Raw genomic sequence first — 26,340 nt, 5'->3', positions numbered from 1 at the left:
AAGGATAATACAGGAAGTGCGGGAAAAACGTAAAACCGTGGCAGCCTGTCGCCGCCACGGCCAATCACCTTACAGCAGTTCGGCGATCATCTTCTCAAGTTTGCCCTGATCGATGGCAAAGTTGCGGATACCTTCAGCCAGTTTGGTCACCGCCATTGGATCCTGGTTATGCTGCCAGAAGAACTCAGCTTCAGTCATCTTCGCTGGACGCGCTTTCACTTCGCCGGTGTAGCTCAGTTTACGCTCAACGGTACCTTCGCTCTCAGCCAGCTCTTTCAGCAGGCCTGGAGAGATGGTCAGACGGTCGCAGCCCGCCAGCTCAATGATTTCGCCAACGTTACGGAAGCTCGCGCCCATCACCACGGTTTCATAGCCGTGTTGCTTGTAGTAGTTGTAGATTTCAGCCACAGATACCACGCCTGGATCTTCGTGTGCTGCGTACTCTTTCTTATCGGTGTTCTGCTTGTACCAGTCGAGGATACGGCCAACGAATGGAGAGATCAGGAACACGCCGGCTTCGGCACACGCACGCGCCTGCGCGAAGGAGAACAGCAGCGTCAGGTTACAGTTGATGCCTTCTTTTTCCAGCTGCTCAGCAGCACGGATACCCTGCCAGGTTGACGCCAGTTTGATCAGGATACGGTCATTGCTAATGCCCGCATCGTTGTACAGTTTGATCAGGCTACGCGCTTTAGCGATGCTCGCTTCAGTGTCGTAAGAGAGGCGCGCATCCACTTCTGTCGAGATGCGACCTGGAATCAGTTTGAGAATTTCCAGACCAATGTTGACGGCCAGCTTGTCTGATACCAGCGCCAGTTGTTCTTCTTTGTTGCTGCTCTGCTGACGCGCCCAGGTAATGGCTTCGTCGATCAGTTTGCGGTATTCAGGGATTTGAGCGGCGTTGAGAATCAAAGAAGGGTTGGTGGTCGCATCTTGCGGCTGGTAAAGCTTCATTGCCGCGATATCACCGGTGTCGGCGACCACAGTAGTCAGCTGACGCAAGGAAGTAAGTTTGTCCGTCATGGTTCTCTTTCTCTTAGGTTGACTGTCAGGGTGTAAAAGGCTGTTGCGATAATATCACGCACAAGTGACGGCGCAACACCACGAAGTGCCCTTTACGATAGCGCTAACAAATGTGAGCGATTAGCCGATCCATGCCGCTTTTTTGCTACACTCTTTGCGACATTTTTCCCTTCAATTCCCTGATTAACCTGCGGGTCAAAGAGGACGTACACGATGCTGATGGTTATCTCGCCAGCGAAGACACTGGACTATGAAAGCCCGCTGGCGACACAACGTTTTACCCAACCGGCGCTGTTAGAAAAATCACACCAATTAATTGACGTTGCGCGCGATCTTTCACCGTCGCAGATCAGTTCACTGATGGGTATCAGCGACAAGCTGGCGCACCTGAATGCCGATCGTTTTAACCAATGGCAGCCGCCCTTCTCGCTGGAGAATGCGCGTCAGGCGATTCTGGCGTTCAAAGGCGATGTGTATACCGGTTTGCAGGCCGAAACCTTTAGTGACAACGATTTCGATTTTGCCCAGCAGCACCTGCGCATGTTGTCCGGATTATACGGTCTGCTGCGTCCGCTTGATTTGATGCAACCTTATCGCCTTGAAATGGGCATCAAGCTGGCCAATCCGGCTGGCAAAGATCTTTATGGTTTCTGGGGCGATTTGCTGACCGAGAAGTTAAACGAGGCGATTGCTGAGCAAGGTGATGACGTGCTGATCAATCTGGCATCCGATGAATATTTCAAAGCCATCAAGCCGAAGAAACTCAACGCCGAGTTGATCAAGCCGGTGTTCCTGGATGAGAAGAACGGCAAGTTCAAAGTCATCAGCTTCTACGCCAAGAAAGCGCGCGGTTTGATGAGCCGCTATGTGATTCAGAACCGCCTGACCAAGCCAGCGCAGCTGAAGAAATTCGATGTGGATGGGTATTTTCTTGATGGGGCGGAAAGCAGCGAGAACGAATTGGTGTTTAAGCGCCGCGAGCAGAAATAGTTCAGCGAGCGCTGTCCCCCTCCTCGGTCCTCCCCCATAAATGGGGGAGGAAGATGCTGCGATATGATAGTTGGGGAGCTGCGTGTGGCAGCATCTCCTTCCCCCGCTTGCGGGGGAAGGCCGGGATGGGGGACAGCGAGCACTGACCCCAGTCAGCACTTACTTCAGCAAAAACGCGCGCAGTTCAGCGAAATCGCCTTTCAGATTGTGCGACAGCAGTGGCAAGTCGGCGCGCTCGGCCAGCTCTTTCGGCAGCGGCAGATCCTGACCTAAAATCTCGTCCACGCTCTCTTTGAACTTCGCCGGATGCGCAGTGCCGAGGAACAGGCCATATTCGCCCTCCTGCAGGTTGTCGCGCAGCAGACGATAAGCAATCGCTGCATGCGGTTCAGAGATGTAGCCAATCTCAGCCAGCTCGCGCATGGTGGATTTGGTGGTTTCATCAGATACCGCGCCATACGCCAGATCGGTCAAGCGCCAGGTTTTGCGGCGGAACAGCTCTTCCACGCGCGGCCAGTTGTTTGGCTGGCTGACATCCATGGCGTTCGACAGCGTTGCTACCGTGGCGTTTGGCTGCCATGCGCCGTTGCCGAGGAAGCGTGGCACGGTATCGTTCGCATTGGTCGCCGCGATAAAGCGCTTGATCGGCAGACCGAGTGATTTCGCCAGCAAGCCAGCCGTTAAGTCACCAAAGTTGCCGCTCGGCACCGAGACCACCAGCTGATTGCGCTTCTCTTGTGGCAGCTGCGCTACCGCTTCAAAGTAGTAGCAAATCTGCGCCAGCAGACGGCTGATGTTGATCGAGTTCGCCGAGTTCAGGCCAATCGCCTTCTTCAGTTCTTCATCATCAAACGCCTGTTTCACCAACGCCTGACACGCATCGAAATCGCCTTCAACCGCGATGGTTTCGATGTTGCCGCCCAGCGTACAGAACAGTTTCTCCTGCAGCGGGCTGATTTTGCCCTGTGGATAGAGAATCACCACGCGCACGTTTTCCATGCCGTAGAAGGCATGCGCCACCGCTGCGCCGGTATCGCCGGACGTGGCGGTCAGAATGGTGATCTGCTCATCCGCACCGCTCACATAGGAGAGCATCTGCGCCATAAAGCGGCCGCCGAAGTCTTTGAACGCCAGCGTTGGACCGTGGAATAGCTCGAGGCAAGCCACATCATCGCTGACCTTCGCCACTGGTGCCGGGAAAGCAAAGGCGTTTTTCACGCGCTCGGCCAGCTGATGCGCGGCAATTTCATCACCAATATAGGCAGAGAGAATTTTGCTGCTGCGGCTGACGAAATCCATCTCCAGCATGGCATCGATATCGGTCAGTTCGAATTCCGGCAGTTCGAGCGGGAAAAACAGCCCTTGCTGCGAGCCAAGGCCCTGTTTCACGGCCTGAGCAAAACTAACCTGCTCGTTGTGATCCTTAAGGTTGTAGAGTTTCATGCGTTATCCCAATTTACGTGCGCCAGCCGTATCAAGACGGCAGATGTGGACGAAACCTTCTTCATTCTGCAGATAGTGCTGGCTTAGCCAGTCCGCCATCCGCTGTGCCGTTGCCATCTCGTTGCAAACAGCGAAAAGTGTCGGGCCGGAACCCGAAATACCGCAGGCCAGCGCGCCAATATCCTGCGCCGCTTTACGCGCATCGGCGAAGCCTGGCAGCAGTTTGGTGCGATACGGCTCGGCGATAACATCCTGCATAAGTTTAGCCGCAAGCCCAGGCTGACGCGTATGACAGGCGTGAATAAAGCCCGCCAGCAGGCGACCGTGCTTGATGGCATCCTCTTTACGGTACTGTGCCGGCAGAATGGCGCGCGCTTCGGCGGTGGAGACTTTAATCCCCGGATACGCCATCACCCACAGCCATTCGTCAAAGCACGGCACGTCCTGACTGATAATGCCGTTCTCTTCAATCATCAGTTGCACGCCGCCAAGGAAGCACGGTGCAACGTTATCAAAGTGTACGCTGCCGGAAATACGCCCTTCCAGCTCGCCCATCAGCGCCAGCAGTTCGGTATCGTTGAGCGGTTTGCCGCAGAATTCATTCATCGCCATCAAGCCAGCAACCACCGAACAGGCGCTTGAACCGAGTCCGGAACCGATCGGCATATTCTTTTCCAGCGTCATCGCCACCGGAACTTGCTTACCAATCGCCTGGCAAAAACGCTCCCAGCACTGATAAACGATGTTCTCCTGCGGATTGGTCGGCAGTTTGCTAACAAAGCGCCCGGAGTTCACCAGACTAAAGCTGTCGGCGGCTTCGACGGAAACACAGTCACCCAACAAGGTACCATCCACCGGCGAAACCGCCGCGCCCAGCACATCAAAGCCGACGCTGACGTTACCTATCGAGGCCGGTGCATAAATTTTTACCATCATCAAACTCCCAACTTCCACGACAGCGTACGCAGCAGGTCCGCAAACACGCCTGCTGCTGTGACATCATTCCCTGCACCATATCCACGCAGAACCAGCGGGATTGGCTGATAGTAGCGGCTGTAGAATGCCAGCGCATTCTCACCATTTTTCACTTTGTACAGCGGATCGTTGCCGTCCACAGCATCAATCTTCACTTTGCAAACGCCGCCCTCTTCAATCGCGCCGACGAAGCGTAATACTTTACCTTCGTCACGCGCTTTGGCAACGCGCGCGGCAAAGGCGTTATCCAGTTCCGGCAGACGTTCCATAAACTGCTCAACGTCGGCGATCTCGGTCAGGCTGGCAGGCAGCAGCGGTTCGATTTCGATATCGCTGAGTTCCAGCTGATGTCCCGCTTCACGTGCCAAAATCAGCAGCTTACGCGCCACATCGGTACCAGAAAGATCGTCACGCGGATCTGGCTCGGTAAAGCCCATTTTTCGCGCCATTTTGGTCGCTTCAGACAGCGAAACGCCTTCATCAAGCTTGCCGAAGATAAAGGAGAGCGAGCCAGAGAGAATACCGGAGAACTTGATCAGTTCATCACCGGCGTTCATCAGGTTTTGCAGGTTTTCGATCACCGGCAAACCGGCGCCAACGTTGGTGTCGTACAGGAATTTACGGCGCGATTTCGCTGCCGCTGCACGCATCTGCTGGTAGTAGTTCCACGACGAGGTGTTGGCCTTTTTGTTCGGCGTGACGACGTGGAAACCTTCGGCGAGGAAATCGGCATACTGATCGGCAACCGCTTGGCTGGAAGTACAATCGACGATCACCGGGTTCAGCAGATGATACTCCTTCACCAAACGCATCAGGCGACCGAGATTGAACGGCTCTTTGGCTTCGTTCAGTTCTGCCTTCCAGTTGCTAAGATCGATACCGTGCACGTTGGTTAACAGCGCACGCGAGTTAGCGATACCACACACACGCAGATCGATATGCTTCTGTTTCAGCCATGTCTGCTGGCGATGCAGCTGATCCAGCAATGCCGCGCCGACACCGCCAACGCCAACCACGAACACTTCGATTACCTGATCGGTGGCGAACAACATCTGATGCACCACCCGCACGCCGGTAGTGACTTCGTCGTTGCTCACTACCACCGAGATGGAACGCTCAGAAGAACCCTGCGCAATCGCCACGATGTTGATATTGGCACGCGCCAGCGCCGAGAAGAATTTGGCCGAGATGCCGCGCAGCGTGCGCATGCCATCGCCGACCACCGAGATCACCGCCAGCTGTTCCAGCACGTCCAGCGGATCGAGTAAGCCATCTTTCAGCTCGAGATAGAACTCCTCTTCCAGCACGCGACGCGCACGCGCCTGCTCGCTTTGCGGTACGCAGAAGCTGATGCTGTATTCCGAAGAGGATTGGGTGATCAGTACCACTGAAATGCCGGTGCGTGACATCGCCGCGAAAACGCGCGCCGCCATGCCGACCATGCCTTTCATGCCCGGACCTGACACGTTGAACATCGCCATGTTATTCAGGTTAGTAATGCCTTTCACCGGATTTTCATCCAACTCGCCTTCGCCACCAATTAAGGTGCCCGGCGCTTGCGGGTTAGCGGTGTTTTTGATCAGGCAAGGAATCTGGAACTGGGCGATGGGCGCGATGGTACGCGGATGCAAGACTTTGGCGCCGAAGTAGGAGAGCTCCATTGCCTCCTGATACGACATCGATTTCAGTAAGCGCGCATCCGGCACCTGACGCGGGTCGCAGGTATAAACGCCGTCAACATCGGTCCAGATTTCACAACAGTCAGCGCGCAAACACGCAGCCAACACCGCAGCGGAATAATCAGAGCCGTTACGGCCCAGCACCACCAGTTCGCCCTTCTCGTTCCCGGCGGTGAAACCGGCCATCAGGATAAAGTGATCGGCCGGGATCTGGCTGGCGGCGATGCGGCGCGTGGATTCGGCGATATCAACGGTGGATTCGAGGTAATGACCAATCGCCAGCAACTTCTCTACCGGATCGATCACGGTGACTTTGTGGCCGCGCGCCTGCAGCAGCGCTTCCATAATCGCAATCGATAGCTTCTCGCCACGACAGATGATGGAGGCATTAACGGCGTCCGGGCATTGGCCCAGCAGGCTGATGCCGTGCAGCACCTGTTTCAGCTGCGCAAACTCCAGCTCAACGCGGGTTTTCAGTCCGTCGTAATCAAAGCCCGGCTGCGCGTCACGCAAGCCTTGCAGCAGGTCGGCAAAAATACGTTCGGCATCACTGATATTCGGCAAGGTGTCGAGGCCGCTGATGGTTTTCTCAATCATCGCCACCAGATGATTGGTAATTTTTGCTGGTGCAGAGAGAACGGTCGCAACCTGTCCCTGTTGTGCATTGCTTTCCAGAATATCCGCCACACGGAGAAAACGTTCCGCATTGGCTACTGAGGTTCCGCCGAATTTCAGCACTCGCATAGTTAAAGCTCTCCTGAATTTTTGCCGAAAAAAAAGCCCGCACTGTTTAGGTGCGGGCTTTTTTCTTTGTTTTTCCTGTATGCGTCAGCCCGCACCGTTACCTGTGGTAATGGTGGTGGTAATAATAATTGTGGTGTTCAGGCTGAGTTTACGCATTTAGATTTTTTTCTGTCTGTCTTTGTCTTGTCCGTCGCCTTCCAGAAGTAAAGCAAAGCGCACGTTAAGTCAACGAATTTGTCTTAGCCGCGCCATCCCTGGCGCTGCGCAGTGCTGCGCTTGATAAAGCAAAAATTATTGCGATCGTTCAAGAGATGCGGCGGATTCCCGCATCAGTCACTAGCAACTCAGGATTTATCCGAGCAATTATCTATAAGTTTTTTTTCTACGTCATGTAACAAACGATGCAGCATGGCGCTGTCACGCTGTTCCAGCAGGCCGATACGCTGATCGATCCAGTCGGCCATTTTGACGTCATCACTCACATCCAGCTTAACCAGCAACTGGTGGAAGCGCTGGCGCAATGCCTGCAGTTGGTGCTCGTTCGCCACTTCTGCAGTCTCAGCCGCTATCTGATTGAGCGCTGACAGTTGATAGCAATACACCATCACCGCCTGACCGAGATTCAGCGACGGATAATCATTGGCCATCGGGATGCCGGTCAACAGATCGACCAGCTCCAGTTCTTCATTGGTTAAGCCACTGTCTTCACGGCCAAACACCAGCGCGATGCGGCTCAGCCATTGGCGCTTCTCCTGCAGGATGTTTTCAACCTGCGCAGGCGTGGCGTAATAGCGGAATTTCGCACGGCTGCGCGCGGTAGTTGCCACGGAAAAATCAACATCTTTTAGCGCCTCGCTCAGCGTGGCGTAGGTTTTGACGTTATCGAGAATCTCACCGGCGCCGTGCGCCACGCGGCGTGCTGCCGGATCTTGCCAGGCATCGCTGGCCACAATGCGCAGTTCGGTAAAACCCATGGTTTTCATGGCGCGGGCAGCCGCTCCGATATTTTCCGGACGGGCGGGAGAGACAAGGATTAAGGGGAAATGCATGATTTTTCCATCGAACTGTTAACAACTCGCATTATGTTGGCATGCAGGAGAGAAAATACCAACTGCGGCTAACAGAGAAAATAAGATGTTAACGATGTTAAAAGCGGGATAAATCCAGCTGTAGTGGAAATTAGCAGGCATAAGCAAAATTATATGGCCTATTTAATATAAAACCCTTTTCTTTCATATCATTGAAATATAATTTCCTGCGTGTTTTAGTTTTGGTTGTATAAGGGATAAATGTAGCAAAAATGCTGCATTTTGTGAGCTAAACTAGCAATCCTGGAGAAGTTTTTCATAAAAGTGTTAACGTGCTACACTTGCATTTGATATAAGTCAACGAAGCGTTGTTTTTATGCTTATCGGTTGTTGTTGGTGCTGTTAGGTTGCTGTTAATACGGTTAGGATGAGCGCCTGTCCGATATCCTCGGGGCGTGCAAATATCCATCCTGACTGGCTGAGCTAACACTGAAGTTGACGTAGATGGATGGTGTATTCCGAAGATTATTTCGTATACCGGTTGCAGCAAAATAGCGTAACCGACGTACGCCCTGTTTTCGATTTGTTGGCAAATTTTAGGTAGCGAAACATGCAGACCCCGCACATTCTTATCGTTGAAGACGAACTGGTCACGCGTAACACCCTCAAAAGTATCTTTGAGGCAGAAGGTTACGTGGTCTATGAAGCCACCGACGGCGCCGAGATGCATCAGGTTTTGACGGAAAATGACGTCAACCTGGTGATTATGGATATCAACCTGCCAGGTAAAAACGGTTTGCTGCTGGCACGCGAACTGCGTGAACAAGCAAACGTCGCGCTGATGTTCCTGACCGGCCGTGATAATGAAGTGGATAAAATCCTCGGTCTGGAAATCGGTGCCGATGATTACATCACCAAACCGTTCAATCCGCGTGAGTTGACGATTCGTGCACGCAACTTGCTGTCGCGTACCATGAATCTGGCGATGCCAAGCGAAGAGCGACGTACGGTTGAAAGCTATCGCTTTAATGGTTGGGAGCTGGATATCAACAGCCGCTCACTGATCAGCCCGAATGGCGACCAGTACAAGCTGCCGCGCAGTGAATTCCGTGCCATGCTGCACTTCTGTGAAAATCCTGGCAAAATCCAGACGCGTGGTGACTTACTGAAGAAGATGACCGGCCGTGAGCTGAAGCCGCATGACCGTACCGTGGATGTCACCATCCGCCGCATCCGTAAGCATTTCGAATCCACGCCAGATACGCCAGAAATCATTGCCACTATTCACGGCGAAGGTTACCGCTTCTGCGGCGAATTGCAGGATTAAGAGTTAAAAGAAAAAACGCCCGTCAGGGCGTTTTTTTATGTCTGCATTAATGCCACGGCATAATCGGCACGGCGCTCAGCGCATTTTTCGGCGATCCATCCACCACTTTGTCGGAATAGCTTAGGTACACCAGCGCATGACGTTTCTGGTCAAAGAAGCGCACCACCTGCAGCTTCTTAAACACCAGCGATGTGCGCTTTTTGAATACCACTTCACCTTGTGCCTTGCCTTGTGCGATTTTCTCGCTAAGCTCTACCGGTCCCACCTGTTGACAGGAGATGGCCGCGTCGGACGTGTCTTCCGCCAAACCTAATCCCCCTTTGATACCGCCGGTTTTTGCCCGGCTGATATAACAGGTTACATTTTTTACGTCCGGGTCATCGAAGGCTTCCACCACGATCTTATGATCGGGGCCGAATATCTTGAACACCGTGTCAACTGAGCCGATCTCTTCGGCCTGAACGCCAGCACTGAATGCATATGTTGCCAACGTGATTATAAGAATACGAGCTATTGTCATTGAGTTACCATTGCCAATCGAATAGATGAGAATGTAATGTACTGTCAATCGAACACAGAACCAAATCTAAACGGGTTATAACCCGCATTGACTTAGCACACTCGATTAGCAAACCGCCCCCACGCTTTTGTGCATTTCGTGCTATTATTCGACGACTTCATAGTTGCGCCACCAGAGAGTTATGAGGATGTTTTATGGACCAAGCCGGTATCATTCGCGATTTGCTTGTCTGGCTGGAGAGCCATCTGGATCAACCGCTTTCATTAGATCACGTTGCGCAGAAAGCAGGCTATTCCAAGTGGCATCTGCAGCGGATGTTCAAGGAAGTAACCAGCCACGCGATTGGTGCGTATATTCGCGCGCGTCGGCTGTCGAAAGCCGCGGTGGCATTACGCCTGACCAGCCGCCCCATCCTCGACATCGCTTTACAATATCGCTTCGACTCGCAGCAGACCTTTACCCGTGCGTTTAAAAAGCAGTTCAATCAAACGCCTGCCTGGTATCGTCGCTCGTCGGAGTGGAACTCGTTCGGCATTCGCCCACCGATTCGCCTCGACGATAACAGCATTCCGGAAGCGCAGTTTGTTACGCTGCCTGAAACAGTGCTGGTCGGCCAAACGCAGAGTTACTCCTGCACGCTGGAGCAGATTTCCAGCTACCGCGATGAGATGCGCATGCATTTCTGGAAACAGTTCCTGCTGGAAACCGACACGGTGCCGCCGGTGCTGTACGGCCTGCATCAGGTGCGTGCCAGCCAGGAAAAGGATGATGAGCAGGAGATTCTCTACACCACTGCGGTGCCTGCCGATCAGCTGGCAAAAAGCATGCAGTCGAATCAGAGCGTGGTGTTGGAAGCGGGCGATTATGTTCAGTTCACCTACAACGGTGCGCGCAGCGCGCTGGGTGAATTCATCCTGCTGCTGTACGGCACCTGCATGCCGACGCTGGGATTAGTGCGTCGTCAGGGACAGGACATCGAGCGTTTCTTCACGCACGGTGGTAAGAAGCGGAGCGAGCCGCCAACGGAAATCCGCTGCGAATACCTGATTCCGATTCGCCCACAGAACCATTAATCCGTTCCTAGGGTCGCCATTCATGGCGACCTCTTTATTCATCACATCCGATCAGCGCTGCAACTCATCCAGCGCAGGCGCATCCAGATGCGACACATCCCCCGCCGTCTCAACCACCCAACCGGCCGCCAGCCACGCGCTCTGCTGATGATCCACGCGTGAAATCGAGCAGTTACGCAGACGTAAACGACGCTCCGCATGCGCAGGCAAACCGAGAATGGTGCTGACCAGCACGCCCAGCGCCATGCCGTGGCTGACAATCAGCGGACGGCTACCGGCAGGCAGCTCGAGCAGCGCATTCAGCGCTTCGTGCATACGCGCTGCCATTTCCGCCATCGATTCGCCACCCGGAATACGCCCAGCCGTAGTGCCATCCACCAGCGTTTTACGCCAGTTTTCCTCTTCTTCGGTTAAGCCGTCGAGTGGACGTTGTTCCAGGCAGCCCATATTCAGCTCACGCAGACGCGCATCGAGCGTAACGGTGCAGCCACACGCGTCGGCGATAATCTCTGCCGTACGCCGCGTACGTCCCAAATCGCTGGCTATCACGTGAGTAATGCCCAGCGATTTCACCCGCTCGCCCACCTGATGCGCCTGCTGCTCACCTTTTTCCGTTAACGGGCTGTCAGACTGCCCCTGAATGCGTCGGGCCGCATTCCATACCGTTTCACCGTGACGAACAAGATAGACCTGTAGCATGCTTAATTTCCGTTATACTGCGACAAATTTGCCTCGAGGGTTCAAACAATTATGTACCATGTTGTCGCAGCCACCATCAACCCGGCAAAAATTCGCGCGATTGCTCAGGCGTTCAACGACGTTTTCGGCGAAGGATCCTGCCACATCGAAGGGGTTGAGGTCGAGAGCGGCGTCTCAGCCCAGCCACTTAGTGATGTTGAAACGCGAACTGGCGCACGCCAGCGGGTAGAGAACGCGCGTCAGGCGCGTCCACAGGCCGATTACTGGGTGGCGATTGAAGCGGGCATTGAAGGCGATTGCGCCTTTGCGTGGATGGTGATTGAAAACGCGCAGCAGCGCGGGGAATCACGTTCGGCCAGCTTTACGCTGCCGCCGATTGTCGTGACAGGCTTAGCTGCCGGGCATGAGTTGGGTGATGAGATGGCACGCTTAACCGGCGTGGAAAATATCAAACATAAAGGCGGCGCGATTGGAGCCTTAACTCACGGCCTGCTGAGCCGCTCCAGCGTCTACCATCAGGCGTTGATTCTGGCGCTGTGTCCGTTCACGCATCCGCTGTACAGCCAGCGTTAATCGCGGCCGAGACGCGCTTCCAGCCAGCGTTTTAGCTCTGGCGGCGCCTCTTTCAGACTGTTGGAGCCACGTGTAATGGTGGCAATGCCCACGCCTAACTCATTCTTCAGTTCACGCTGGCTCATCTCGCCGCTCATCAACTCTTCAATAATGCGCAAACGCGTCCCGTAGGATTCACGTTCATCCGGCGTCATCATCAGTTGTAATAAGGGCAGCGCTACGCCATCGGCAAACGCGTTTTGCATCAGTTCGATAAAACGCAGCCAGTTATCTTCAACAGGCTGAGCCGATTCCGGCTGGGAAGAAAGGGGTTGGCTCATGAAGGGCTTCCGTACTCATTAACGAGTACGGAAGCATAGCACAGTCAATACTGGCGATTCCACTCACTGTCGGCGAGAATCTTGTCCGGCTTGCCCATGAAGTAGCGGTAATAGGCATCGTAGGCCAACACGTTTTTCACGTAGCCACGCGTTTCTGAGAACGGAATGGTTTCGATAAACGCCACCGCATCCAGATTACCGCCGCTGGTTTTCTGCCAGCTGCGCACGCGTCCCGGACCGGCATTATAGGCGGCCGAAGAGAAGATGCGGTTCTGACCAAACTGCTGATAGACGTACTCCAGATACTGCGTCCCGATCTGGATATTGGTCTGCGGATCCAGCAGCTGGCTGCTGTTCACATAGCCGGGAATGTTATACATCTTCACGGTATGCGTCGCTGTGCCAGGCATCACCTGCATCAATCCGCTGGCGCCCACCGGTGAACGCGCTTTTGGGTTCCACGCGCTCTCCTGACGCGAAATCGCCATCGCATAACTCTGCGGAATGCCTTTGTCGCTGGTGTATTGCTGATACAGGTTTTGCCACGCCAGCGGGAAGCGCTCTTTTAGGCTATCCCACATTTTCGCGGTGATGGTGGCCTGCACGCTGAGATCCCACCAATCCTGCTCGTTGGCGTAACGCGCCAGCATCTGCTGCTGCGAACGGGTTTTGCTGGAGATCAGATTAGCCCATTCACTGCGCGCCAGGTTATCCAATCCCCAATACATCAGCTCGCGCACGCGTGCCATTTCCGCGCCTTGCGTCACGCTGCTGTCGGCTGCTGGTGCCTTATCGACCTGCAACGGATACTCCACGCCCAAGCGCTGCGCCGCGACCATCGGATAGAAGCCGCGCGCCTGCATCAGCTTACGCAGAATATCGTTGGCTTCCTCTTTGCGGCCCTGCGAAATCAGCAGATCGGCCTGCCAGTATTGCCACTCATCCTTCTCTTTGGCTTCCACCGGCAAACGCGCGATCCAGGTATTGAGACCACGACGATCGTTCTGGCTCAGCGCAAGACGCACGCGGCGCTCCACCAGCGCGGTGGATTCGCTGTTCATCACCACCGCATCACGCCAGCGTGCCTGCTCGCTGGTGAGATCCGCGCCCATCATGCGCCACACCACAGTCTCTTTCAGATCCTGCTCATCGGCCTGGCTCATCTTCTGCGCCTGCACCAGCTGCGGGATCATCATGCGCGCGTTATCCATATCCTCACGCGCCACGCGGGCGAAGGCGTAGCTGGTCGCCATGCGGGTGAAATCGGTTGGCCCCATGGTGCTGGCAAAGGTGGTAACGGTTTGCGGATTCTGCTGCAGCGCAATCAGCGCGCTGGCGGTGGTTTGATAATCCGCCGGCAGCATTTTCGCCAGGTAATTCACCAGACTGTCATTACCGGCTTTCATCGCCAGACGAATGCGCTCGAGGATGGTAATCGGCGAGAGTTGCCCGCTGGCCTGCCATACCGAGAACAGTTTGTCGCAGTCGTTCGGCAATGCGGTGCCGCGCAGCCAAATCTCTTTCGCACCGGCAAATGCCGCCTGCTGCTGGCCAGTGGCCCACTTGGCGTAATACCAGTTACAGCGCGCCTGCACCGGCTTGGGTTCATCCGGGCTGAAGCTGAGCACGCCCTGCCAATCCTGACGGTTCGCCAGCACATTCACAAAGCGCGTGGAGAGCGAGCGCGCCGGTGGCAGCGTGGGATACTGTTGAATAAAGTTCTTCACCGCCAGCGGCGTCTCTTGATCGAGGTCCTGCGCCAGCAGGCGATATTGCAGATACGGGTAGAGCGGATAATCCTGCAGCGTCGGCATCAGCTGCGTCACCTGGTCCATCTGTTTGTTATCCCAGGCTTGCTTGATTTGCGCATAGCGCTGTCGCTGCTGATCCAGCGAATCGGCCCATACGCTGCTGGCCGTGCTGACCAGACAGATCCCTAGCATCCAGTAACGCCACTTCTCCATTACGCTCTCCTCTCAGTGCTGCGATCCAGCTCATGCCAGACATCCTTCATGCTAACCAGGCCAACCGTCTCTTGCCATGTTCTTCACAAAATTTACGCTCGCGCACCGCCATTGCGCAGCCTTTGCGCCGCCATTGTGCAATTTATCATCAGAAAAACTTATTACACATCAATAAATTAAACACATTCATTCGCTTACAAAAATGGCACGCGCTTTGCTCTGTTGAATTCCATCTTGTATACCAGTTGGAATTCACTCATGGCATCGACCTTTGGCTTTACGCTCCAGGATTGGCAACGCAGTTACCAACAGGATCCACAACAAATTACCGCCTTGCTGGCGGCCCATCTCGACGCAATCGACGCGCAGGATAACGCCTGGCTCTATCTCGCCACGCCCGCGCAGCTGCAGGCACAAATTGAACCGCTGCTGGCGAGTTATCAGCGTAACCCAGCCGCACTGCCGCTGTTTGGCGTGCCGTTTGCGGTAAAAGATAATATCGATGTCGCTGGCTGGCCGACCAGCGCTGCCTGCCCGGCCTTCACTTACACCGCCGAAGCCGATGCCTTTGTCGTCGCGCAGCTCAAAGCAGCGGGCGCGGTGGTGATTGGTAAAACCAACCTCGATCAATACGCCACCGGTTTAGTCGGCACGCGTTCGCCGTTTGGTGCGGTGAGCAACACCTTCAATCCTGATTACGTCAGCGGCGGCTCCAGCTCAGGTTCGGCTTCGGTGCTGGCGCGCGGTTTGGTGGGCTTCTCGCTCGGCACCGACACCGCCGGTTCGGGCCGCGTGCCCGCCGGTTTCAACAACATTGTTGGCCTCAAACCGACCAAAGGCTGGTTCTCTGCCAGCGGCGTGGTGCCGGCTTGCCGCCTCAATGACACCATTTCCGTGTTCGCGTTAACGGTCGAAGATGCCTTTGCGGTGGCAACCGCAGCGGGCGGCTATGACGCGGGTGATGCCTATTCGCGCAGCAATCCGCACACCGCGCCAGCCAGCTTCAAAGCGCAGCCCGATTTCGCCATTCCCGCCACGCCCGAGTTCTTCGGCGACAAACAGGCCGAAGCGGCGTGGCTGGCGGCGCTGGAGCAATTGCAGGCTGGCGGCGCAACGCTACATCCGATCGACTTTTCCCTGTTCCATCAACTCGCCGAGCAGCTCTATTACGGTCCGTGGGTTGCCGAGCGCACCGTGGCGGTGGGCGAAATGATCAATCGTCCGGAAGAGATGGATCCGGTGGTGTACGGCATCGTCAGCAGCGGCCTGAAATACACTGCGGTCGAAGCCTATCAGGCGGAATACCTGCGCGCCGAACTGACGCGCCAGATTCAGCAAACGCTGGCGCAGTTCGATGCGCTGGTGGTGCCTACCTCGCCAACCATCCATACGCTGGCCGAAATGCAGCAGGAGCCGGTGCATTACAACTCGCAGTTCGGCACCTACACCAACTTCACCAACCTCGCCGATCTCAGCGCGCTGGCGCTGCCTGCGCCCTTCCGCGCCGATGGTTTGCCTGCCGGCATCACGCTGATTGCGCCTGCCTGGCAGGATCGCGCGCTGGCCGGTTTTGGTGTGCGCTGGCAACAGCAGATGGCGCTGCCGCTCGGCGCCACCGGCAAAGCGCAGCCTGCTCAGCAAAGCGCATTGCCAGTGTCTGCCGATCACGTCCGCGTGGCGGTGGTGGGCGCGCACCTCACCGGCATGCCGCTCAACTTCCAGCTCACTACACGCCAGGCGGTGTTAGTCGAAGAGACGCAAACCGCCAGCAATTACCGCCTGTTCGCCCTGCTCGATGGCCCGATTAAGAAGCCGGGCCTGCTGCGTGGTGAAAGCGGTGCGGCGATCACCGTGGAACTGTGGGATATCCCGCTGGCGCGCTTTGGCGAGTTCGTGGCGGAAATCCCGGCCCCGCTCGGCATTGGCTCGTTGACGCTGGCCGACGGACGCATCGTCAAAGGCTTTATCTGTGAACCGGCCGTGCTGTCACAGGCGCTGGAAATTACCGAATTTGGCGGCTGGCGCAACTGGCTGGCTTCTCAGGGGAGTAAATAAGCATGTTCAGCACCGTTCTGATTGCTAACCGTGGCGAAATCGCCTGCCGCGCCATCCGCACCTTAAAACGCCTCGGCGTGAAAAGCGTTGCCGTCTATTCCGATGCCGATCGCAACGCGCGCCACGTCAAAGACGCTGATGTCGCCATCGCCCTCGGCGGCGACAAAGCCAGCGACAGCTATTTACGCATCGATAAAATCCTCGCCGCCGCACAGGAAACCGGCGCGGAAGCCATCTGGCCGGGCTACGGTTTCCTGTCAGAAAGCCTGCCGTTTGCCGATGCCTGTGAAAAAGCCGGCATCGCTTTTGTCGGCCCGACCGCGCAGCAGATTGGCGAATTTGGCCTGAAACACCGCGCGCGTGAGTTAGCCGCCAGCGCGGGCGTGCCGATGACGCCGGGCACGCCGCTGCTGAGTTCGCTGGATGAAGCCTTGAGCGCCGCCGACACCATCGGTTATCCGGTGATGCTGAAAAGCACCGCGGGCGGCGGCGGCATTGGCCTGACGCGCTGCGCCGACGCCGATGCGCTGGGCAATGCGTGGGAAAGCGTGCGCCGTCTGGGCGAGCAGTTCTTCAGCGATGCGGGCGTGTTTTTAGAACGCTGCATCGACCGCGCGCGCCACGTTGAAGTGCAGATTTTTGGCGACGGCAGCGGCAAAGTCATCGCGCTCGGCGAACGCGACTGCTCGCTGCAGCGCCGCAACCAGAAAGTGGTGGAAGAAACGCCGGCACCGAATCTGCCGCAGGCAACGCGTGAAGCGCTGCTCTCTTCCGCCGTTCGCCTCGGCGAACTGGTGAACTATCGCAGCGCCGGAACGGTGGAATACATCTACGACGCCGAACAGAATGCCTTCTACTTCCTCGAAGTGAATACTCGCCTGCAGGTTGAGCATCCGGTCACCGAATGCGTCACCGGCCTCGACCTCGTTGAGTGCATGTTGAAAGTGGCCGCTGGTGATGCCATCGACTGGGCGCGCCTGCAACAGGCTCCGCAAGGCGCATCGATTGAAGTACGTATCTACGCTGAAGATCCGCTGAAAAACTTCCAGCCAAGTCCGGGCGTGTTGACCGGCGTCTGTTTTCCGGATGATGTGCGCGTCGATGGCTGGATCGATACCGGCAGCGAAGTCTCGGCGTATTACGATCCGATGGTCGCCAAGCTGATCGTGCATGCCGACACGCGCGAAGCGGCACTGGAAAAGATGCAGCAGGCGCTGGCCGCCACCCAATTGCATGGCATCGCTACTAACCTTGATTATCTGCGCCAGATCGTCGCCACCGACGCCTTCCGCAGCGGCAAGGTGTGGACGCGCTTTCTTGATAGCTTCACGCCAGCTGCCAGCGTGCTTGAAGTGCTGCAACCCGGCACCTTCAGCAGCATTCAGGATTTCCCTGGCCGCCTCGGCTACTGGGATATCGGCGTGCCGCCGTCCGGCCCAATGGACGATTTCGCCTTCCGCCTCGCCAACCGCATTGTCGGTAACCACGACAGCGCCGCCGGTATGGAATTCACTCTGCAAGGCCCCACACTGCGCTTCCACAGCGATGCGGTAATTGCCTTAACAGGCGCCGATTGCCCAGCCGACGTCGATGGCGAAAGCATCGCCTACTGGCAGCCCGTCAGCGTCAAAGCGGGACAAACGCTGACGCTGGGCCGCGCGCAGAGTGGCTGTCGCACCTATTTAGCGGTGCGCAACGGGTTCGACGTACCGGAATATCTCGGCAGCCGCTCCACCTTCTCGCTCGGCCAGTTTGGCGGCCACGCCGGACGCACCTTGCGCGTCGCCGACATGCTGCCAATCTCTCAGCCGCAGCTCGCCGCCTGCACCACGCCCGCGCCGGTTAGCGCACCGCAGGCGCTCGATCATGCGCTGGTGCCGCATTACGGTACGGAATGGCGCATCGGCGTGCTATATGGACCGCACGGCGCACCGGATTTCTTCACCCAGGCGGCGATTGATGAGTTCTTTGCCAGCGACTGGCAGGTGCACTACAACTCCAACCGCCTCGGCGTGCGTTTGGTAGGCCCGAAACCAACGTGGACGCGCGCCAACGGTGGCGAAGCCGGTCTGCATCCCTCAAACGTGCATGACTGCGAATACGCCATCGGCGCGGTGAACTTCACCGGCGACTTCCCGGTGATCCTGACGCACGACGGCCCAAGTCTCGGCGGCTTCGTCTGCCCGGTAACCATCGCCAAAGCTGAGTTGTGGAAAGTTGGCCAGGTGAAACCGGGCGATAAAATCCGCTTCCACCCGATCAGCGCCGACGAAGCGGTGGCGCTGGAAAAAGCCCAGGCGCACAGCGTAGCCACCCTGCGCAGCAGCCACGCGCCAGCCTTTGCCGTGCCCTCTTTAGCGGCCAGCGCTATCGGTTCCGCCACCTTGCTGGCGGCGATCCCTGCCACGGCAACCACGCCAGCGGCGGTTTATCGCCAGGCGGGCGACAAATATGTGCTGATTGAGTACGGCGATAACGTACTGGATTTGGCGCTGCGTCTGCGCGTGCATCTGCTGATGAATGCGCTGCGTGAACGCGCAGTGCCGGGCGTGGAAGAGTTGTCGCCGGGCGTGCGCTCTTTGCAGGTGCGCTACGACAGCCTGATTCTCAGCCAGAAACAGCTGATGCAGCTGCTGCTGGAACTGGAAGCCGGGCTCGGCGATGTCAGCCAGCTGAAAGTACCGTCACGCATTGTCTGGATGCCGATGGCCTTCGAAGACAGCGCTACGCTCGGCGCGGTCGAACGCTATCAAGAAACCGTACGTGCCAGCGCACCGTGGCTGCCAAATAACGTCGATTTTATCCAGCGTATTAATGGTTTAGCGAGTCGTGAAGCGGTGCGCGACACCATTTTTGATGCCAGCTATCTGATTCTCGGCCTTGGCGATGTCTATCTCGGCGCGCCGTGCGCGGTACCGATCGATCCACGCCATCGCCTGCTGAGCTCCAAATACAGCCCGGCGCGCACCTTTACCGCCGAAGGCACGGTCGGCATTGGCGGCATGTACATGTGCATCTATGGCATGGATTCACCTGGCGGTTATCAACTGGTGGGCCGCACGCTGCCGATTTGGAACAAATTCCTCAAAAACGATCAGTTCGCGGCCGACGAGCCGTGGCTGCTGCACTTCTTCGATCAGGTGCGCTTCTACCCGGTAACGGAAGACGAACTGACGCAGCTGCGCGATGACTTCCGCGAAGGCCGCGCCACGGTGCGCATCGAAGAAACCGTATTCGACTTCGCCGCCCATCACCAATTCCTCGCGGAAAACGCCGCGTCGATCAGCGATTTCCGTCAGCGTCAGTCTGCCGCCTTTGAACAGGAAGTGACGCTGTGGGCGCAGGAAGAGCAGAACGCGCCGCTCACCAGCGAGGAAACCTTGGTGGTGGCTGAAGCCGACGACGATGCGCTGGCAGTGTGCGCCGATATGAACGGCAACATCTGGAAAGTGCTGGTGCAGCCGGGCGATGTGGTGGAAGCCGGTCAAACGCTGATCATCGTGGAAGCGATGAAAATGGAACTGGCGATTGTCGCACCGCAGGCGGGCACGGTGAAACGCATTGCCTGCCAGGCAGGACGTCCGGTGAGTCCGGGCGATGCCCTGCTGTGGCTGGAATAAGGAGTTGGCATGAACACAAGCCCTCGTAGCAAAGGTCGCCCGGAAGCGCTGGCCGAGAAGGTTTATCAGGCGCTGAAGCAGGACATTTTTGAGTTCCGACTGATGCCGGGCGACCGCTTCAGCGAAAACGAAATCGCCGATCGGCTGGAAGTGAGCCGCACGCCGGTGCGTCAGGCGCTGTTCTGGCTGGAGCGCGAGGGCTATGTCGAAGTGTGGTTCCGCAGCGGCTGGCAGGTGAAGCCGTTCGACTTCGAATATTTCGAAGAGCTGTACGACTTTCGCACCGTGCTGGAGTGCGAAGCGGTGCGCCGCCTGTGCGCGCTGCCCGCACCGCAGTGCATTGACATGCTGACCGCGCTGAAAAGCTTCTGGATCGATGCGCCGCCGCTGGCCGATGGCAAAGCGGTTTCGGCGCAGGATGAAGCTTTTCACATGGCGCTGGTGGCCGCCGCTGGCAATCAGGAGATGGCGCGCATCCACGCCGAACTGACCGAAAAAATCCGCATCATTCGCCGTCTCGATTTTACCCGTGACGACCGAATGGAGGCGACATACCGCGAGCACGCCCAGATTTTACGGGCGATTTTCCAGCAACAAACCGAGGAGGCGCAGCGCATTTTAACCGACCACATCGCCGTCAGTAAGGCAGAGGTCAGAAAGATCACATTGCATATGTTACAGCAGGCTCGACTTCAACCCATTGAATAACAATACAAACATCGTGAGGGGTTTACTGATGAAAAGACGTTCGTTGCTCAAGGCTTTCGCGCTCTCTGCCTCTGTGGCCAGCATGGGCTTTGCCTTTGCGGCGCAGGCTGCTGACACCATCAAGGTCGGCATTATGTCCTCGCTCTCCGGCACCATGGCGATCTCCGAAACGCCGCTGAAGGATGTGGCGCTGATGACTATCGATGAGATCAACGCCAAAGGCGGCGTGCTGGGCAAAAAGCTGGAACCGGTGGTGGTCGATCCGGCCTCCAACTGGCCGCTGTTTGCTGAGAAAGCGCGCCAGCTGCTGACCCAGGACAAAGTGGCGGCGGTGTTCGGCTGCTGGACCTCGGTATCGCGTAAATCGGTGCTGCCGGTGTTTGAGGAGCTGAACGGCCTGCTGTTCTATCCGGTGCAGTACGAAGGCGAAGAGATGTCACCGAACGTATTCTACACCGGCGCCGCGCCGAACCAGCAGGCGATTCCGGCGGTGGAATACCTGATGAGTGAAGATGGCGGCAGCGCAAAACGCTTCTTCCTGCTGGGCACCGACTACGTCTATCCGCGCACCACCAACAAGATTCTGCGCGCCTTCCTGCACACCAAAGGCGTACAGGATAAAGACATCGAAGAGGTCTATACGCCGTTTGGTTACAGCGATTATCAGACCATCGTCTCCAACATTAAGAAGTTCTCTGCCGGTGGCAAAACGGCGGTGATCTCCACCATCAACGGCGACTCCAACGTGCCGTTCTACAAAGAGCTGGCCAACCAGGGCATCAAAGCCACGGATATTCCAGTGATCGCCTTCTCGGTCGGCGAGGAAGAATTGCGCGGTATCGATACCAAACCGCTGGTCGGACAGTTAGCGGCGTGGAACTACTTCGAGTCGGTGGATAACCCAACCAACGCCAAATTTGTCGCGGATTACCGCGCATACGCCAAGGCGCACAACTTGCCGAACGCTAACACCGTGGTGACCAACGATCCGATGGAAGCGACCTACGTTGGCCTGCATATGTGGGCGCAGGCGGTAGAGAAAGCGGGCACCACCGATGTGGATAAAGTGCGCGCGGCGATGGCGGGACAAACCTTCAAAGCGCCAGACGGTTTCACCCTGACCATGGATAAAACCAACCATCACCTGCACAAGCCAGTGATGATTGGCGAAGTGGAAGAGAACGGTCAGTTCAACGTGGTGTGGCAGACCGAGCAACCGGTGCGCGCCCAGCCGTGGAGCCCGTACATCGCGGGTAACGATAAGAAGCCTGATCATCCGGTGAAATCAACGCAGTAATTTTTTGGGTGAGGTGCGGTTTGATGCCCTCACCCCGGCCCTCTCCCACAGGGAGAGGGAGACGCTGCAATATGTAAGCTCGCTCGATCAGTCCCCTCTCCCCGTGGGAGAGGGCTAGGGTGAGGGCATCAGCCCGCACCTTTCAAATAGGGCCAGAACCATGACAATCCGCCGTTATCTCTGCTGTCTGCTGTTACTGCTGCCCTGGCTCGCCCAGGCGGGCGATGGCGCAGACTTCGCGGCCGCCAGCCGCACGCAACAAGCCACGCTGCTCCAGCAGTGGGCCGCTGCACCGCAGGCTAATCGCCTGCCGCTGCTGCAGGCGCTGCGCAATGAAACCGTGGTCATCGACCAAAAGCAGCAGCCGTTCAGCAAACAGGGCGAGACGCTGCAGCCGCTCGACAGCGCGCAACAACCCAGCGGCGACACCAAAAAGCTGTTTATGAATAACCGCCTGCGCGTGCTGATCGCCAGCGCCCTCGCCGCCCACCAGCTGGTGAGTGACGATGCCGCGATCCGTTTACGTGCCGCACAACAACTGCAAAACGATGGCGTCGCCGATATGCTGCCGCTGATTGAACAGCGTCTCGCGCAGGAAAAAGACGCGAAAGTGCACGACGTGCTACTCATGGCAGCGGCCAATCTGCAACTCGCCAGCCCGGATGCGGCGCTGCGCCTCAAAGCCGTCAAACTGCTCGGCGAATCCAGCGACCCCAATATTCAGGCCAGCCTCACGCGCTTAATCCAAGCCAGCAATGAATCCGATGCCCGCGTGCGTGACGCCGCCGCAGCCAGCCTGAAGCAGATTAAACAGCGCCTGATGTGGGGCGATCTGCTTGGCCAGGCGTTTACCGGCTTATCGCTGGGATCGATCTTGTTATTAGCGGCGCTGGGCCTGGCCATCACCTACGGCCTGCTCGGCGTGATCAACATGGCGCATGGCGAAATGCTGATGCTGGGCGCCTACGCGACCTGGTTTGTGCAAAGCCTGTTCCAGCAGTTCGCACCGCAGTGGCTGGCGTGGTATCCGCTGCTGGCGCTGCCGGTGGCGTTTCTGGTTACCGCCTGCATGGGCATGTTGCTGGAGCGCACCATCATCCGCCATCTGTACGGACGTCCGCTGGAAACGCTGCTCGCAACCTGGGGCATCAGCCTGATGCTGATTCAGCTGGTGCGTATGCTGTTTGGCGCGCAGAACCTGGAGGTGGCGAACCCAGGCTGGCTCTCCGGCGGGCTGCAGCTGCTGCCCAATCTGGTGCTGCCGTACAACCGTATCGCGGTGATCCTGTTTGTGTTTGCCGTGCTGGGCCTCACCTGGCTGCTGCTGAATAAAACCCGCCTCGGCCTAAGCGTGCGAGCCGTGACGCAGAACCGCGCGATGGCCGACTGCTGCGGCGTGCCGACCGGACGCATCGATATGCTGGCGTTTGGCCTCGGCTCTGGCATTGCCGGACTCGGCGGCGTGGCGCTGTCGCAGCTTGGCAACGTCGGGCCGGAGCTCGGTCAAGGCTACATCATCGACTCCTTCCTTGTGGTGGTGTTGGGCGGCGTCGGCCAGTTGGCGGGCACCGTGGTGGCGGCCTTTGGCCTCGGCATTCTTAACAAAGTGCTGGAGCCGCAGATTGGCGCAGTGCTCGGCAAAATCCTCATCCTCGTGCTGATCGTGCTGTTTATCCAGAAACGTCCGCAGGGCCTGTTTGCCTTCAAAGGGAGGGTGATTGACTGATGAGCCAGCCAATGACGTTAACCATCGCGCGCAAAGCGCCGCGCCTGACCATCAGCCTTGGCGTGGTGATCACTGCGCTGCTGCTGATGCTGCCGTTCTGCGCCCTGCTGCCCGCCACGCATCCGCTGGCGATCTCCACCTACACGCTGACGCTGGTCGGCAAGATTCTCTGTTACGCCGTGGTCGCGGTGGCGCTCGATTTGGTGTGGGGATACGCCGGGCTGCTGTCGCTGGGTCACGGCCTGTTCTTCGCGCTCGGTGGTTATGCGATGGGCATGTACTTAATGCGTCAGGCCTCCGGCGACGGCTTACCCGCGTTTATGTCGTTCCTTTCGTGGAGTGAGTTGCCGTGGTTCTGGGCAGGCACGCAACATTTTGCCTGGGCGCTGTGCCTGATCATGCTGGTGCCGGGTTTGCTGGCGCTGGTGTTTGGCTTCTTCGCCTTCCGCTCGAAAATCAAAGGCGTCTACTTCTCGATCATGACGCAGGCGCTGACTTACGCCGGCATGCTGCTGTTTTTCCGCAACGAAACCGGCTTCGGCGGCAACAACGGTTTTACCGGCTTTACCACGCTGCTTGGCTTTAACGTCACAGCGCCCGGCACGCGCATCGGGCTGTTTGTCGCCACGGTGCTGCTGTTGCTGGTGAGCCTCGGCATTGGCTTCGCGCTGGCACGCAGCAAGTTTGGCCGCGTGCTGACCGCCGTGCGCGATGCGGAGAACCGGCTGATGTTCGTCGGTTACGATCCCAAAGGCTTCAAGCTGTTTGTCTGGACGCTTTCGGCGGTGCTGTGCGGGCTGGCGGGCGCGCTCTATGTGCCGCAGGTCGGCATTATCAATCCCAGCGAGATGTCGCCGACCAACTCGATTGAGGCGGCGATTTGGGTGGCGCTGGGCGGACGCGGCACCTTGATTGGTCCGCTGCTCGGTGCCGCCATCGTCAACGGGGCCAAAAGCTGGTTTACCGTCGCCTTCCCGGAATATTGGCTGTTCTTCCTTGGCCTGATGTTTATCCTGGTCACGCTGTTCCTGCCGCGTGGCGTGATTGGCCTGCTGCGCCGGAGGCGTGATGACTGAACAACTTTTTACCCAACCTCATCCCTCGGATCGTCATCGTGAACAAACCGATCCAGTATTGCAGCTGGAGAAGATCAACGTGTCATTCGACGGTTTCCGCGCGCTAACCGATCTCTCGCTGAAGATCGGCGTCGGCGAATTGCGCTGCGTGATCGGCCCCAACGGCGCGGGAAAAACCACGCTGATGGATGTGATCACCGGTAAAACCCGGCCGGATAATGGCCAGGTGATCTACGACCAGGATACCGATCTCAGCAAAATGTCGCCGGTGGAGATCGCGCGTGCCGGTATTGGACGCAAATTCCAGAAACCCACGGTTTTCGAAGCGCTGACGGTGTTTGAGAATCTGGAAATCGCGCTGAAATATGACAAATCGGTATGGGCCAGCCTGCGTGCGCGGCTGAACGGCGAGCAGCAGGATCGCATTGATGAGGTGCTGAAACTGCTGCGGCTGGGCGGTGAACGCCAGCGCAAAGCCGGTTTGCTGTCGCACGGTCAGAAACAGTTTCTGGAGATCGGCATGTTGCTGGTGCAGGACCCGCATCTGCTGCTGCTGGATGAACCGGCGGCCGGCATGACCGACGCCGAAACCGAGTACACCGCCGAGCTGTTTCGCAGCCTCGCCGGTAAGCATTCGCTGATGGTGGTTGAGCATGACATGGGCTTTGTTGAAACCATTGCCGATCACGTCACCGTGCTGCATCAGGGCCAGGTTTTGGCTGAGGGATCGTTACGCGAAGTGCAGGCGGACGATCGGGTTATCGACGTTTATCTGGGGCGCTAACATGCTGCAAGTCGCGGAACTGAATCAATATTACGGCGGCAGCCACATTCTGCGCGGGCTGTCGTTTGAGGCGAAACCGGGTGAAATTACCTGCCTGCTGGGACGCAACGGCGTGGGCAAAACCACGCTGCTGAAATGTTTGATGGGGCTAATTCCGGCCAAGTCCGGCGAGATTCGCTGGCAGGATAACGTGATCAACAGCCGCAAGCCACACCAGCGCGTGCAGGCGGGTATCGCTTATGTGCCGCAAGGGCGCGAAATTTTCCCGCGCCTGACGGTGGAAGAGAATCTGCTGATGGGGCTGGCGCGTTTTTCTGGCGCACAGGCCAAAGCGGTGCCGGAGGAGATCTATCAACTGTTCCCGGTGCTACGTGAGATGAAAGCACGACGCGGCGGCGATCTGTCGGGCGGACAACAGCAGCAATTGGCGATTGGCCGCGCCCTCGCCTGTTCACCAAAGCTGTTGATCCTCGATGAACCGACCGAAGGGATCCAGCCGTCGGTGATCAAGGAGATCGGTGCGGTGATCCGCCAGCTGGCGCAGCGCGGCGATATGGCGATTCTGCTCGTCGAGCAGTTTTACGATTTCGCCGCCGAACTGGCCGACAGTTATCTGGTGATGTCGCGCGGCGAGATCGTGCAGCGGGGTGCTGGCTCCGCAATGGAAGCTGACGGCGTGCGCGGGTTGGTGGCGATTTAGTTGCATCATTTTCGTA

Annotated in this window: 22 protein-coding genes and 1 other annotated feature; of the genes, 12 read left to right on the top strand and 10 right to left on the bottom strand. The window is 57.3% G+C overall.

Annotated features, from left to right (window positions below; genetic code table 11):
- Positions 1-69: 69 nt before the first annotated feature.
- Complete coding sequence (gene tal / locus AC6I8A_RS03540; protein WP_061718163.1) at positions 70-1,023, bottom strand: transaldolase; 954 nt, start codon at positions 1,021-1,023, stop codon at positions 70-72.
- A 213-nt stretch (positions 1,024-1,236) separates the two neighbouring features.
- Between tal and yaaA the strand changes: the two genes are divergently transcribed.
- Positions 1,237-2,013 carry a peroxide stress protein YaaA gene (gene yaaA / locus AC6I8A_RS03535; protein ID WP_256698365.1) on the top strand — a complete coding sequence of 259 codons (777 nt, stop codon included), beginning with the start codon at positions 1,237-1,239 and terminating at the stop codon, positions 2,011-2,013.
- A 159-nt stretch (positions 2,014-2,172) separates the two neighbouring features.
- Here the strand turns inward: yaaA and thrC are convergent, their stop codons facing one another.
- From thrC to AC6I8A_RS03510, 5 genes are all read right to left on the bottom strand, one after another.
- Entirely contained in the window at positions 2,173-3,456 is a 1,284-nt protein-coding gene (gene thrC, locus AC6I8A_RS03530) for a threonine synthase (protein ID WP_154154288.1), read from the bottom strand.
- 3 nt (positions 3,457-3,459) lie between these two features.
- Positions 3,460-4,389, bottom strand: a complete 930-nt coding sequence (thrB, locus tag AC6I8A_RS03525; protein ID WP_008108677.1) for a homoserine kinase — start codon at positions 4,387-4,389, stop codon at positions 3,460-3,462.
- Positions 4,390-4,391: 2 nt separating this feature from the next.
- Positions 4,392-6,854 (bottom strand): bifunctional aspartate kinase/homoserine dehydrogenase I, encoded by a 2,463-nt coding sequence (gene thrA, locus AC6I8A_RS03520; RefSeq protein WP_497818045.1) that lies wholly within the window; start codon positions 6,852-6,854, stop codon positions 4,392-4,394.
- A 26-nt stretch (positions 6,855-6,880) separates the two neighbouring features.
- Positions 6,881-7,003 (bottom strand) — a sequence feature (Thr leader region).
- Positions 6,939-7,010, bottom strand: a complete 72-nt coding sequence (gene thrL / locus AC6I8A_RS03515; protein WP_071531027.1) for a thr operon leader peptide — start codon at positions 7,008-7,010, stop codon at positions 6,939-6,941. (Overlaps the previous feature by 65 nt.)
- Positions 7,011-7,198: 188 nt before the next feature.
- Complete coding sequence (locus AC6I8A_RS03510) at positions 7,199-7,903, bottom strand: tRNA/rRNA methyltransferase (RefSeq protein ID WP_479486609.1); 705 nt, start codon at positions 7,901-7,903, stop codon at positions 7,199-7,201.
- A gap of 589 nt (positions 7,904-8,492) precedes the next feature.
- Here AC6I8A_RS03510 and arcA point away from each other — a divergent pair.
- On the top strand, positions 8,493-9,209 hold the full coding sequence (gene arcA, locus AC6I8A_RS03505) for a two-component system response regulator ArcA (protein ID WP_008108686.1): 717 nt from the start codon (positions 8,493-8,495) through the stop codon (positions 9,207-9,209).
- A gap of 46 nt (positions 9,210-9,255) precedes the next feature.
- Here arcA and creA read toward each other — a convergent pair whose 3' ends face one another.
- Positions 9,256-9,729 carry a protein CreA gene (creA, locus tag AC6I8A_RS03500; protein WP_256698363.1) on the bottom strand — a complete coding sequence of 158 codons (474 nt, stop codon included), beginning with the start codon at positions 9,727-9,729 and terminating at the stop codon, positions 9,256-9,258.
- Between the two features lie 194 nt (positions 9,730-9,923).
- Here creA and robA point away from each other — a divergent pair, with 194 nt between their 5' ends.
- Complete coding sequence (gene robA / locus AC6I8A_RS03495) at positions 9,924-10,802, top strand: MDR efflux pump AcrAB transcriptional activator RobA (RefSeq protein WP_256698362.1); 879 nt, start codon at positions 9,924-9,926, stop codon at positions 10,800-10,802.
- Positions 10,803-10,853: 51 nt separating this feature from the next.
- Here robA and gpmB read toward each other — a convergent pair whose 3' ends face one another.
- Positions 10,854-11,501 (bottom strand): 2,3-diphosphoglycerate-dependent phosphoglycerate mutase GpmB, encoded by a 648-nt coding sequence (gene gpmB, locus AC6I8A_RS03490; protein ID WP_061718168.1) that lies wholly within the window; start codon positions 11,499-11,501, stop codon positions 10,854-10,856.
- Between the two features lie 51 nt (positions 11,502-11,552).
- Here gpmB and yjjX point away from each other — a divergent pair, with 51 nt between their 5' ends.
- Positions 11,553-12,074, top strand: coding sequence for an inosine/xanthosine triphosphatase (gene yjjX / locus AC6I8A_RS03485; protein WP_479490170.1), 522 nt, complete (start codon positions 11,553-11,555; stop codon positions 12,072-12,074).
- Here yjjX and trpR read toward each other — a convergent pair.
- Entirely contained in the window at positions 12,071-12,394 is a 324-nt protein-coding gene (gene trpR, locus AC6I8A_RS03480) for a trp operon repressor (protein ID WP_008108696.1), read from the bottom strand. The genes yjjX and trpR overlap by 4 nt on opposite strands.
- A 44-nt stretch (positions 12,395-12,438) precedes the next feature.
- The gene (sltY, locus tag AC6I8A_RS03475) at positions 12,439-14,358 is read right to left on the bottom strand and encodes a murein transglycosylase (protein WP_293797885.1); all 1,920 of its coding nucleotides are present in this window, start codon (positions 14,356-14,358) and stop codon (positions 12,439-12,441) included.
- Between the two features lie 258 nt (positions 14,359-14,616).
- Between sltY and atzF the strand changes: the two genes are divergently transcribed.
- The 8 genes from atzF to urtE all read left to right on the top strand — a co-directional run bounded on the left by atzF (position 14,617) and on the right by urtE (position 26,324).
- On the top strand, positions 14,617-16,413 hold the full coding sequence (gene atzF, locus AC6I8A_RS03470; protein WP_265301100.1) for an allophanate hydrolase: 1,797 nt from the start codon (positions 14,617-14,619) through the stop codon (positions 16,411-16,413).
- Between the two features lie 2 nt (positions 16,414-16,415).
- Complete coding sequence (uca, locus tag AC6I8A_RS03465) at positions 16,416-20,033, top strand: urea carboxylase (RefSeq protein WP_497818044.1); 3,618 nt, start codon at positions 16,416-16,418, stop codon at positions 20,031-20,033.
- A gap of 9 nt (positions 20,034-20,042) precedes the next feature.
- Positions 20,043-20,741 (top strand): GntR family transcriptional regulator, encoded by a 699-nt coding sequence (locus AC6I8A_RS03460; RefSeq protein WP_256698357.1) that lies wholly within the window; start codon positions 20,043-20,045, stop codon positions 20,739-20,741.
- A 28-nt stretch (positions 20,742-20,769) separates the two neighbouring features.
- On the top strand, positions 20,770-22,038 hold the full coding sequence (gene urtA, locus AC6I8A_RS03455) for an urea ABC transporter substrate-binding protein (RefSeq protein ID WP_256698356.1): 1,269 nt from the start codon (positions 20,770-20,772) through the stop codon (positions 22,036-22,038).
- 160 nt (positions 22,039-22,198) lie between these two features.
- The gene (gene urtB / locus AC6I8A_RS03450; RefSeq protein WP_265301093.1) at positions 22,199-23,764 is read left to right on the top strand and encodes an urea ABC transporter permease subunit UrtB; all 1,566 of its coding nucleotides are present in this window, start codon (positions 22,199-22,201) and stop codon (positions 23,762-23,764) included.
- On the top strand, positions 23,764-24,840 hold the full coding sequence (gene urtC, locus AC6I8A_RS03445; protein ID WP_265301091.1) for an urea ABC transporter permease subunit UrtC: 1,077 nt from the start codon (positions 23,764-23,766) through the stop codon (positions 24,838-24,840). Before urtB ends, urtC begins: the two co-directional genes overlap by 1 nt.
- On the top strand, positions 24,833-25,624 hold the full coding sequence (gene urtD, locus AC6I8A_RS03440) for an urea ABC transporter ATP-binding protein UrtD (protein ID WP_497818043.1): 792 nt from the start codon (positions 24,833-24,835) through the stop codon (positions 25,622-25,624). Before urtC ends, urtD begins: the two co-directional genes overlap by 8 nt.
- A gap of 1 nt (position 25,625) precedes the next feature.
- Complete coding sequence (gene urtE, locus AC6I8A_RS03435; protein WP_137385120.1) at positions 25,626-26,324, top strand: urea ABC transporter ATP-binding subunit UrtE; 699 nt, start codon at positions 25,626-25,628, stop codon at positions 26,322-26,324.
- The last annotated feature ends 16 nt before the right edge of the window (positions 26,325-26,340 follow it).

Source organism: Pantoea sp. X-Soil-ISGK-275 (assembly GCF_059730795.1).
The sequence above is the reverse complement of the archived record's forward strand: the minus strand, read 5'-3'. Positions and strand labels throughout refer to the sequence as shown.